Origin of the sequence: Citrobacter telavivensis (assembly GCF_041807075.1) — a bacterium.
Lineage (GTDB): Bacteria > Pseudomonadota > Gammaproteobacteria > Enterobacterales > Enterobacteriaceae > Citrobacter_A > Citrobacter_A telavivensis.
In genome coordinates this window covers 377,986-389,664 of sequence record NZ_JBGUBF010000002.1, presented here as the reverse complement: position 1 = coordinate 389,664, position 11,679 = coordinate 377,986, and the positions used below count along the sequence as shown (strand labels likewise).

Genomic DNA, 11,679 nt, shown 5'->3' with positions numbered 1-11,679 from the left:
GCTGACATGTTAAAACTATTAAAAAATACTAAACGACATTTTATGACCGGCGTCTCCTACATGATCCCGTTTGTCGTCGCTGGTGGTGTTCTGTTGGCGCTCGCGGTGATGTTTAACGGGGAAGCCGCCGTACCGGACCATGGTTTCCTGAAGGCCATGTCGCAAATTGGTATGGCTGGCTTAACCCTGTTTATCCCCATCCTGTCAGGATTTATCGCGTATTCGATGGTCGATAAACCGGGCATCGCGCCGGGTGCCATCGGCGGCCTGATGGCTTATCAGATGGGCGCCGGATTTTTAGGCGGCATGCTCTCCGGGATTATTGCCGGGCTGGTCGTCTATGTTCTGTTGAACCTGATCGCCCGGCTTAAAATCCCCCACTTCCTGCGCATGGTATTACCGATATTTATTATTCCGCTGATCGGGACCTTCCTCACCGGCATGGCGGTGTATTACATCATTGGCGACCCGATTGCCGGGCTGATGAAGTGGCTTAGCGTCTGGCTTGGCAATATGCAGGGCGCGTCGTTTATTATCCTCGGTACCATCCTGGGCTGCATGATCGCCGTTGACATGGGCGGACCAATGAATAAAACCGCTTTTTTCTTTGCTGTTGCACTGATCTCAACGAACCCGCAGCTGATGGCGGCAGTCGCTGCCGCCGACTGTACTCCGCCTCTGGGGCTGGCGCTGGCAACCTTTCTGTTTAAAGACATCTTTAATGATGTGGAGCGAGAAGCCGGTAAGCCAGCGATAATTATGGGCTTTATGGGGATAACAGAAGGGGCAATTCCGTTTGCGGCGGCGGATCCGGTACGGGTGATCCCGGCAATTATGCTTGGCAGTGCGGTTGCGGCGATCCTCTCACTATGGTTTGGCGCAACCAACGCCGCCCCGTGGGGCGGACTTATCGTATTACCGGTAGTCAGCAACCATTTTGGCTACATCGTTTCGGTGGTCGCCGGGAGCATCACCACCGCCTTTGCGGTGAAAGTCCTGAAGACAGTTATCAAACCTCGGGCATAATATGGCTACATTTATTCAATCTATTCTCAGTGAATTCAGCGCTCAGGGCTCGATAGACAAAGGCGTCATGGTAGCTAACGGCAATACGCAGGCTCCGGCGATGGCCTACCATCTGCACGTTCCGCGCATTGAGTTGACGGTAAAGGGCACACTTCGCATGCTGCTGCCGAAAGGCGTGGACCGCATCGTGAAATATGAACGTCCGGTCGGCACCATCACCTATATCCCCGCCAATAGCTGGAACTCGCCGCTGTGGGAAAGCCCGGTTATTTGCATGTCGATAGTCTTCTGGAAGCAGGACGTCGGTTTCAGCATCAGCAACTGGGATGGCACGCAGTTTAAAGAGGTAGAGAAGTACAATCTGCAAAACTCCAGCAGTACGGTTCGCGATCGGCTTCTCGACCTGGCTGAATCGCTGGCGTGGTCGCAAGATACCACCAGCGAGACCTTTGCCCACGTGGTCTATGCGCTGCTTAACGACCTGCTATATCAAATTACCGATGGCCTGAATAACCAGCGGGCTCCCTTCTCACTGCTGGACGAAATTAAGAGCCATATCGATAGTCACTACCACACGGACATTAGCCGGGAAAGCGTCGCCGAAACGTTTAATATTTCCCCAGGCTATCTGTCGCGTCTGTTTTCGAAGGAGTCAGACGTGAAATTTAACGAATATCTCAAGTTAGCCCGCATTTCACGTTCAAAAACGCTGCTGACCAATACCAATCTGAAAATAAACGAAGTTTCAGAAAAGTGCGGTTTCACAGATACTAACTATTTCTGCAAGGTGTTTCGCGATATCAACGACTGTACGCCGCTTGAATACCGCCGCAAAAATAAAGGAGCAAGATCATGACCACTCGTGCAACAAGAGATGAGATTCAGCCTTTCTCCAGCGAACGTCATCTGCATATTGTGGCGGTGACCGCGTGCGCGACCGGCGTGGCGCATACGTACATGGCCGCAGAGCAGCTGGAAAAACTGGCGAAGCAGTATCACTTTGCGATCAAAATTGAGACTCAGGGCGTACTGGGGCTTAAGAATCCAATTACCGATAAAGATATTTTCGAGTCTGAGCTCACCATCATCGCATCCGATATTACTATCGATAATCCTTCACGCTTTGAGGGTTGCCGTATTCTGAATGTTTGTATTAATTCGCTGTTACTCAAACCAACTGAGGTTATCGCCGCCATTCGTAAGTCTTTAAATCTGCCGCGAGGCAACGTTATTGACCTGTAGGTGGTTTTCCCTGGCTCTAACAGTCCAGTCTCAAAACCGCACAGACACGCCGAACTTCCTCTCCCATTATTGGGAGAGGGTTTAACCCACAAGATTTTTAGCCAGGAAGCGCATAAAGCTCGGCTATCCGCCCCCCGCCGTGCTGTTCCAGAAACGTCAGCACTCGTCGCACAGAGGTATTCAGCACTCTTGATGCTGGAAAATCAGCCTCCACCAGCAGCTGCTGACAGGCGCTAAAGTCCCCCAGAGAAAACGCGCTGTGTGAATCGCTACCCAATGAGAGAAGTCCGCCGCTGTCGCGCACGGCTGCTACAATTTTGCGACAGTTCCCCTCACTGCCCTTACGTGAATGGACGAAAGAGGCGTTATTGACCTCCAACGCCACATGACACTCCTTAGCCGCGGCCACCACCGCCGGGATATCAATCGGATACTCCGGGTTACCGGGGTGGCTGATAATATGCACCTTACCGCTCGCTATTACTGCAATCAGCGCATCGGTATTGGTGGTAATGTCCGCTGGCGCAAACACCTGCTTATGGAATCCAGCAATCACTAAATCCAGCGACGCACGCATTTTGTCACTACAGTCGGTCTCACCACCAGGTTTGATATTGGCCTCAATACCGCGCAGGATCCCCACACCATCGACAACGCGCGGCAGCACACGCAAATTATTAAAGTGAAACGGATGCGGCGCATCAACCATTTCCGGGCCATGGTCGGTAATGGCGATCAGGCGAATATGTTTACGCACCGCGGCGGCGATATAGTCATGAACCGTGCTATAGGCGTGGGTGCTGGCCAGGGTATGCATATGAAGGTCAACGGGATACATGTTATCTCTCCCTTTAATGAAAAGCGGCCCCTTAGCATGTAAGGGGCCGTTAAAGGTTAAGCCAGAAGCGCTTTTGCCTGCTGCAACACCACCTCAACGGTAATGCCAAACTCCTGATAAAGCTGTTCCGCCGGGGCGGACTCGCCGTAGGTCTGCATACCGATAATCGCGCCATTCAGCCCGACATATTTAAACCAGTAATCCGCGATCCCCGCTTCCACGGCAATACGCGCAGAAACCGCCTGCGGCAACACCGCTTCACGATACGCCGCATCCTGCTTGTCGAAGACATCGGTGGACGGCATGGAGACCACCCGTGCCTTCACACCTTCAGCCGTCAGTTGCTGCCATGCGGCTACCGCCAGCTCCACCTCCGAGCCGGTCGAGATAAGGATCAGCTGCGGTTGCCCCTCGCAATTCTTCAGTACATAGCCGCCGCGCGCGATATCCTGCACCTGCTGCCAGGTCCGTTCCTGCTGGGTCAGGTTTTGCCGGGAAAAAATGAGCGCAGTCGGACCGTCCTGTCGCTCAACACCATATTTCCACGCCACCGCCGATTCAACCTGATCGCAGGGACGCCAGGTGCTGAGGTTCGGCGTCATGCGTAGTGAGGCAATCTGCTCGACCGGCTGATGGGTCGGGCCATCTTCGCCCAGGCCAATGGAGTCATGGGTATAAACCATCACCTGACGCTGCTTCATCAGCGCCGCCATGCGCACCGCGTTGCGTGCGTATTCGACAAACATCAGGAACGTCGAGGTGTACGGCAGGAAGCCACCGTGCAGCGCAATACCGTTGGCGATAGCGGTCATACCGAACTCACGCACGCCGTAGTGAATGTAGTTCCCGGCGCTGTCTTCGTTAATCGCTTTAGAGCCGGACCACAAGGTCAGGTTCGATGGAGCCAGATCCGCAGATCCGCCGAGGAATTCCGGCAACAGCGGACCAAAGGCTTCAATCGCATTCTGCGACGCTTTACGGCTGGCGATTTTCGCCGGTTTGGCCTGCAATTTTTCAATAAACGCCTGCGCCTTGCTGGCAAAATCTGCAGGCAGTTGCCCATTCACCCGACGGGTAAATTCATCTGCCAGCTCGGGGAACGCTTTCGCGTATGTGGCAAACTGCTGGTTCCACGCAGCCTCCTTAGCCTGCCCTGATTTGCGGGCGTCCCACTGCGAAGCTATCTCAGTGGGGATAACAAACGGTGGATACGGCCAGTCCAGCGCTTCACGCGTTGCCGCCACTTCAGCCTCGCCCAGCGGCGCGCCGTGGACATCATGAGTACCCGCTTTATGCGGAGAGCCAAAACCAATCACCGTTTTGCAGATAATTAACGTCGGCATGGTGGTAATCGACTTTGCAACATCAATCGCGGCACGGATGGATTCAGGATCATGCCCATCGACTCCGCGTACCACATGCCAGCCGTAAGCCTCAAAGCGTTTGGCGGTGTCGTCGGTGAACCATCCCTCGACGTGACCATCGATAGAGATGCCGTTATCGTCGTAGAACGCCACCAGCTTACCGAGCTTCAGCGTCCCGGCCAGGGAGCAAACTTCATGAGAAATGCCCTCCATCATGCAACCGTCGCCCATAAAGGTATATGTGAAGTGATCGACAATGTCGTGGCCCGGGCGGTTAAATTGCGCCGCGAGAGTTTTCTCGGCGATAGCCATGCCGACCGCATTGGCTATCCCCTGCCCCAGCGGCCCGGTGGTGGTTTCGATGCCCGCGGTGTAACCCACTTCCGGGTGCCCCGGCGTTTTCGAATGCAGCTGACGGAAGTTTTTCAGCTCATCAATCGGCAAATCGTAGCCGGTAAGGTGCAGCAGGCTGTAGAGCAGCATTGAGCCGTGACCGTTGGAGAGTACAAAACGGTCGCGGTTGGCCCACGCGGGGTTATTCGGGTTATGGTTGAGAAAATCCCGCCACAGGACTTCGGCAATATCCGCCATTCCCATAGGTGCGCCCGGATGACCGGAATTTGCCCGCTGAACGGCATCGACACTCAGCATACGGATGGCATTGGCCAGGGTTTTTCGTGATGACATTTAAAACTCCCTCTGAATCTTAAGTAAAAAATCTGCCTCGCCCTTGCGCGTTACGCGCAGGTCGAGGTAGTTATCAATGGTTTTCCAGGTATCGATATCGTGAACTACAGACTGGCGGGTCAGGACTTCAACCACCACGCACCCTGCCTGGGTGGCAGAAAGCAGACCGGCAGTGGAGTCTTCAAAAGCGAGGCAATTAGCGGGAGAAAGACCGAGTCGGGCTGCACCCGTCAGGAACGGCTCCGGATGCGGCTTGCCATGATGAATATCTTCGCTGGTCACCAGCACCGGCGGAACGGGGAAACCGGCTTGTCGGATCCGTGCTGAGGCAACCTTCAGCGACCCGGAAGTCACAATGGCCCAGGGGACCTGCAACTGCTCAAGCTGGCGGAGAAAATCAACAGCCCCGTTAACCGCAGTGATGCCGTCAGTATTGCTCGCTTCAAACTCTTCCAGCGCGAGAAATTCGTCGATGATGATCTGTTCGCTGGCATCGGGCATAAAGTGGCGCAGCGTACTCAAAGCGGGTTTACCGTGGAGATAATGGCATACCGCCCTCGGATCCAGCTCTTTTGTAGTGGCCCATAAACGCCAGGAGGCCTCAACGAAATCCAGCGAGTTCACCAGCGTCCCGTCTAAATCTAGTAATATTCCACGAAAATGCATCGTAATTACCACAACGAAATAAATAGAGTGTGTATTATTTTGTACTCCATTACCCATGACCATTGAATAGAAAGAAAGTCACTTTAATAGCAATTACGTGACCACTGCTCACCCGTTAATAATAGTGCGGCTGCCATCACAATTACTTAAATCATCTCGCAATACACACATCACAGTAATTCTATATAATTTCATGACCTCGATCACAAAATAATAATCAGGCTTTTTTATTCAAGCAAAGGTCACTTTTTTTCTATTCAAAGCTAGCTGAGAACGATGAAGGATATAAAACATGAAAGGCAGGCACTCAAACCTGCAGAAAAAATTAATTAGCCAGGGCTAAAAGATTATCGGGAGCAATGATGTCACAGATAATTACGTATCAATGTGAGCTGAAGGATGGTATTCACGCCAGACCGGCGGGACATATCGAACGATTGTGTAATACCTTTCAATCTGAGGTGTGCTGGAATAATATTCGCAGCGGCATTCAGGGTAATGGTAAAAGCGCTCTCTCGATTGTCGCCACCGATACCTTACTCAACGACGCCTGTGAAATTACCATCAGCGGTAAAGATGCTGCAAACGCGGCTCAGCAGCTGAGTGCGCTGCTTAAAAAACTGCCCTCCTTCGAGGTTAGCCATGCAGATGAAGCCGCAGTGCCTGCGGGCTATCTCCCGCGTTCGCTGCGGGAGACTCAGCTCAGTTTTATTCAGGGTTCACGCATCAGCGGCGGTGTTGCCATTGCCAAACCCGTTCGTATTCAGAGTCTGTCTCTGGACGAAATGCTGGCGCGTAACCCGGGCGGTGAGTATTCCACGGAGCATCAGCAGCGTATTTTTCTGGCGGGTTTAGAGGCGCTTAAGCAAGAGAAGCAGGCTGCGCTGGAAATTAAAAAAGGCGTTGAACACGATATTTTACAGGCGCATTTTTCCATTATCACCGATGCGACCTTTCAAAGCCATATCTCCTCGGCGATTTCCGGTGGTGACAATACCTGGGATGCGGTGATTAAAGCTGCAATGGAATTCTGTGAAATTCTTACTCGCTCATCAAGCAAATACATTAAAGAGCGGACCCTGGATGTTCTCGATATTACCGGACAATTACTTTCTGCGATCTATGGCCCGGGTATATTACCGCAGAACAGTCTTGAATTAACGCAACCATCGATTATTCTGGCCAACAGTCTGACACCAAGCCAGTTTCTCGGGATCAATAAAGAGTTTCTTGCCGGGATGGTATTATCCGCCACGGGTAAAACGTCGCACACCGCTATCCTTGCACGTTCGCTCGGTATCCCGACTCTGACAGATATTGATTTTTCGACCCTACAGCTGAATGCAGACATGGACATTATTATCGATGGCAATCCGGGTATTTTAATTATCGTACCGGATGAGAAAGTTCTGCGCTATTACCAGAATGAAATTGCCGTTCAGCAGAGTATGCAGCAGCAAATGCTGGCTAACGTCTATCAGGCAGCAACCACCAGCGATCATCATAGCGTTGAGATAGCCGCCAATATTGCCAGCCTGGCGGAAGCCGAGGCAGCCTTCAGTAACGGCGCTGAAGGCATCGGACTATTTCGTACCGAAATGTCATTCATGGACCGCGAATCCGCACCGGACTACCACGAACTGGCTGAGCTCTACAGCCAGGTGATACAGGTTGCACAAGGGAAGCCGGTTATCTTCCGCACCTTCGACATTGGCGGTGATAAGCCTGTCGACTATATGAGCATCGGCGAAGAAGAAAACCCGTTTCTCGGCTTCCGGGCGGTGCGAACTTATCCGCGTTATCGCGACCTTTTCGCCATGCAGCTCAAGGCTATCCTCAGCGCCTCGGCTTTTGGCGATGCCAAAATCATGATCCCGATGATCGCCAACGTTGATGAAGTTATCTGGTGCCGTGAAGTCCTCGAAGAGGTCAAAAGTACGATGCGTGATGAAGGGCTGGCATTCAACGACAGCATCTCGCTCGGCGTGATGCTGGAGATCCCCTCCGTTATCTTCGCGATTAGTGAAATAGCGGAATACGCGGATTTCTTCAGCGTGGGCAGCAACGACCTGACGCAGTACTTTTTTGCCGCCGACCGTGGAAATACGCAGGTTGAGGCGGTATACGATAACTATGCTCCGGCATTCCTGCGCGCCATGCAGTATGCCGCCGCCGAAGTCCACCGCGCGGGCAAGTGGATAGGTATCTGCGGAGAGCTGGGTGCCAGCAAAGATTTTCTGCCGCTGTTCGTTGGCATGGGCTTTGACGAACTCAGCATGAGTGGCACCTCTATTCCGGGTGTAAAACATGCGCTGCGGGAGCTGAGTTTTGCCAAATGCCAGGGGCTGGTACAGGATATTGTGGCGTTAAAACGTTCCGCTGATGTCAAAGTCGCGCTGAGTTCACCGGACGTAAAAGCGGTCAGCAAAATGCCGATCCTCGCTCCAGAGTTTATTCTCTGCGGACTACAGGCCAGCGATAAAAACGAAGTTATCAAAAAGATGACCGACAATCTGTGGCTGCACCATCGCACCGATAATCGGGATCAATTAACCGATGATATCTGGGCCCGCGAAGACTCATTCTCCACCGCCGTGGGCTATGGCTTCGCCATTCCGCACACCAAGTCAGACCATATTCACTACTCCACCATCAGTATGGCAACCCTTGCGTCGCCCATTATGTGGGGCGATCAGGAAGTCGAAACCGTATTCATGCTGACGGTGAGTAAATCCGCCGACCCTAATGAGCATATGAAATATTTCTCCACGCTTGCCCGAAAGCTAATGAAAGAGGATTTCCGCAATGAAATAAAACAGGCCGAAAACGTCAACGTACTCTACAACCTGATGGCCAATACTTTGGCCGTATGAAATCAGGATTTATTAAGCAATGTTTAAAACCACAGCCAAATAAAAAATCAGGAGTCACTCATGAAGATTGTCGGAGTCGCAGCATGCATTACCGGTGTCGCCCACACCTATATGGCACAGGAAGCTATCGAGCAGGAGTGCAAAAAAAGAGGTTATGACGTCAAGGTCGAAACTCAGGGCGGCATGGGAATTGAAAATGAATTAAGCGAAGATGAGATTGCCGAAGCGGACGTGGTTATTCTGGCGATTGCTATTGGTATAGAAGGCGTCGAGCGTTTTGAAGAAAAAGAAGACGCCGGACTGGTTATTTCGCTGAACCCGGCAGAAGTGGTTCGCGATCCAGCAGCGATTATTGACCGGGCTGAAAAACTGGTGCAATAAAACAACCCACCGGTCCTTATTTACTTTCGACATTCGGTACCGGTGAATAATAACGTTAATTAAATTTCTGCGAACTCTTTATTTAAATTACGACGCAAACGCGTCCGGGGATGATTGTGCCTGAATATCGCAGTCATCATAAAAATAAAGGGTCCTGGAGGATGAAAATGTCGGAAAAAATGAAAGTCATCAAGGATGATTTAGTTAAAGCATTCAGTACCGGGGTGTCATATATGATGCCGGTGGTGGTGGTCGGCGGTATCTGCCTGGCACTATCCCTGATTGGTGGTGAGCCGGTCGCGGGTAAAGGCATGGTGGTGACCAACCCATTCTTATTAAACCTCGGCGCTATCGGCAGCGCGGGCCTCGGAATGATGATCCCGGTGCTGGCGGCTTATATCTCCTACTCTATCGCCGGTAAACCGGGGCTGACTCCGGGTTTAATCACCGGTTTTATGGCCAGCACGCCGCTGGGCGCAGACCACGTGGTAACCGGTTTTCTGGGGGCGATGCTGCTCGGTATTCTCAGCGGCTACGTGGCTAAATGGGTAAAAGGCTGGAAAGTCGGTAAGGTGCTGATGCCGGTTATGCCGATCATGATTATTCCTATCGTCTCAAGCGTCATCGTCGGCATGCTCTATCTGTATGTACTGATTGGACCCATCGGTTTTGCCATGAAATGGCTGGTTTCCATGCTCTCCCATATGCAGGGAAGCAGTGGACTGGTACTTGGTCTGATTGTCGGGGCCATGGCGGCCTTTGATATGGGTGGCCCGGTAAATAAAACCGCAACGGCATTTACTCTCGCATTAATGGCTGAAGGTATTTATGGTCCGAACGGCGCTTACCGTGTTGCCTGCGCTATTCCGCCACTGGGCATTGCCCTCTCTACTTTTATTTCACCACGTAAATGGGCTGAAGATGAAAGACGAATGGGAACCTCTGCTGCCTTTATGGGGTTAATTGGCATTACCGAGGGCGCCATTCCTTTCGCCGTTAAAAACCTGAAGACCGTTCTGCCATCAATAATTATCGGCAGCGCTGTCGGTGCTGGCCTGGCAATGGTTCACGGCGTTGAATCAATGGTTCCACACGGCGGGTTAATTGCTATCGCAGGCGTCAATAAAGCACCTGTATGGTATGCCATCGATATGGTTATCGGCGTTATTGTCACCGCAATATTCCTATATATTCTGCGCCCCAACATAAGCGAGCCGGTAAAAAAAGAGTCGGTTAAAAAAACAATCACTTCTGATATGAATAAAGTCTGAGGAGTCATCATGAAAAACACAATGAAACAGTACGTCGATTATATTGTTAACGGTGGAAAATCAACAATGCTGGGAATTGGCCCCATGTCTCCGGCATTAATTCAGGCCTGTTTTGAGCTGGGTAAAGAAAAAGACCTGCCGCTGATGTTTATTGCCAGCCGCAACCAGGTTGATGCAGATGAGTTTGGCGCGGGTTACGTTAACAACTGGGATCAATTTCGCTTTGCCGCCGACCTGAAAGCGATGGCGGAAAAAGTCGGCTTCGACGGTGATTACTTCCTCTGTCGTGACCATGGTGGCCCATGGCAGCGTGATAAAGAACGTAAAGACCATATTCCGGAAGCCGAAGCGATGGCGCTAGCGCGCCGCTCTTATCAGGTAGATATGGACGCCGGTTTCGACCTGTTGCATATCGACCCGACAAAAGACCCGTATGTCGTCGGTAAAGTCATTGATATCGAACTGGTGCTGAGTCGTACCGTTGAGCTGATCCGCTTCTGCGAAGAGTACCGTAAGGCAAATAACCTGAAGGAGTTCTTCTATGAAGTCGGAACTGAAGAGACCAATGGCGGCCTGACCGACGTCAGCGCCTATGAAGGGTTTATTATTGAGCTGAATAAGCGTCTTGCTGCCGAATCGCTACCGCAGCCGCTGTTTATCGTTGGTCAGACCGGTACCCTGACCCGCCTGACCAAAAACGTTGGCCATTTTAACGATAAGCAGTCCGCAGAGCTTTCGGCTATCAGCACCCGTCACGGCGTCGGTCTGAAAGAGCATAATGGTGACTATCTTCCGGATGAGATCCTGTTGAAACATCCAGGTCTGGGCATCACGGCAATGAACGTCGCCCCAGCCTACGGCACCATTGAAACCCGCGCTTATCTGAAGCTGGCGGAAGTCGAGAAAGATCTGGCAGCGAAAGGCTTTATCAAGTCAGCATCTGATTTAAAAACCGTCCTGACCCGCGAGTGCGTGCTGAGCCACAAATGGGAAAAATGGATGACCGATGAGCACAAAAATAAGTCCGAGGAACAGATCTTTAACGAGCCGGAATTGTTGAAAGAGATTCTCGAACTCAGCGGCCACTACAACTACGAAAAACCAGCGGTAGTCAAAGAGATGCAGACCATGTTTGCTAATCTGAAGTCGTTTGGTGTCGAACCCGAGCGTTATGTGGTTAATAAAATTAAAGATATGATCCAGAACGAAGCAGAGTGCTTCAATATGCCAGGCCTGACCACCCGCGTCGCGCAGGCAAAATAACCACCTATCCAGCTTAGCAATAAGGAGCGGGCTCTGGCCCCTCCTTGCTATTTGCTGCCCAATTATGA

General features: G+C 51.7%; 10 protein-coding genes. 7 read left to right on the top strand and 3 right to left on the bottom strand.

The features are described 5' to 3' along the window. Nucleotides 1-6 precede the first annotated feature (6 nt). Genes ACERJC_RS12935 through ACERJC_RS12925 form a run of 3 tightly spaced genes read left to right on the top strand, consistent with a single transcriptional unit; the run spans nt 7 to nt 2,268 of the window. Nucleotides 7-1,026: a PTS fructose transporter subunit IIC gene (locus ACERJC_RS12935; protein WP_024274694.1), complete on the top strand. Its 1,020-nt coding sequence runs from the start codon at nt 7-9 to the stop codon at nt 1,024-1,026. Nucleotide 1,027: 1 nt separating this feature from the next. Continuing rightward, complete coding sequence (locus ACERJC_RS12930; protein ID WP_032729062.1) at nt 1,028-1,882, top strand: helix-turn-helix domain-containing protein; 855 nt, start codon at nt 1,028-1,030, stop codon at nt 1,880-1,882. After that, nucleotides 1,879-2,268, top strand: a complete 390-nt coding sequence (locus ACERJC_RS12925) for a PTS fructose transporter subunit IIB (protein ID WP_001515329.1) — start codon at nt 1,879-1,881, stop codon at nt 2,266-2,268. The genes ACERJC_RS12930 and ACERJC_RS12925 overlap by 4 nt, the downstream gene beginning before the upstream one ends. A gap of 97 nt (nt 2,269-2,365) precedes the next feature. Here ACERJC_RS12925 and ACERJC_RS12920 read toward each other — a convergent pair whose 3' ends face one another. Genes ACERJC_RS12920 through ACERJC_RS12910 form a run of 3 tightly spaced genes read right to left on the bottom strand, consistent with a single transcriptional unit; the run spans nt 2,366 to nt 5,823 of the window. Beyond that, on the bottom strand, nt 2,366-3,106 hold the full coding sequence (locus ACERJC_RS12920; protein WP_284923904.1) for a phosphatase: 741 nt from the start codon (nt 3,104-3,106) through the stop codon (nt 2,366-2,368). A gap of 56 nt (nt 3,107-3,162) precedes the next feature. After that, the gene (gene tkt, locus ACERJC_RS12915; protein ID WP_004105531.1) at nt 3,163-5,157 is read right to left on the bottom strand and encodes a transketolase; all 1,995 of its coding nucleotides are present in this window, start codon (nt 5,155-5,157) and stop codon (nt 3,163-3,165) included. Continuing rightward, a complete protein-coding gene (locus tag ACERJC_RS12910) occupies nt 5,158-5,823 on the bottom strand; it encodes an HAD-IA family hydrolase (protein WP_024191304.1) in 666 nt (221 codons plus the stop codon). 362 nt (nt 5,824-6,185) lie between these two features. Between ACERJC_RS12910 and ptsP the strand changes: the two genes are divergently transcribed. The 4 genes from ptsP (at nt 6,186) to ACERJC_RS12890 (ending at nt 11,611) form a co-directional block, all read left to right on the top strand. After that, complete coding sequence (ptsP, locus tag ACERJC_RS12905) at nt 6,186-8,696, top strand: phosphoenolpyruvate--protein phosphotransferase (protein WP_373671840.1); 2,511 nt, start codon at nt 6,186-6,188, stop codon at nt 8,694-8,696. 60 nt (nt 8,697-8,756) lie between these two features. Then, nucleotides 8,757-9,077: a PTS fructose transporter subunit IIB gene (locus ACERJC_RS12900; protein ID WP_001515335.1), complete on the top strand. Its 321-nt coding sequence runs from the start codon at nt 8,757-8,759 to the stop codon at nt 9,075-9,077. Between the two features lie 167 nt (nt 9,078-9,244). Continuing rightward, nucleotides 9,245-10,348: a PTS fructose transporter subunit IIC gene (locus tag ACERJC_RS12895; protein ID WP_047368014.1), complete on the top strand. Its 1,104-nt coding sequence runs from the start codon at nt 9,245-9,247 to the stop codon at nt 10,346-10,348. Between the two features lie 9 nt (nt 10,349-10,357). Then, a complete protein-coding gene (locus ACERJC_RS12890) occupies nt 10,358-11,611 on the top strand; it encodes a class II D-tagatose-bisphosphate aldolase non-catalytic subunit (protein WP_001515338.1) in 1,254 nt (417 codons plus the stop codon). The last annotated feature ends 68 nt before the right edge of the window (nt 11,612-11,679 follow it).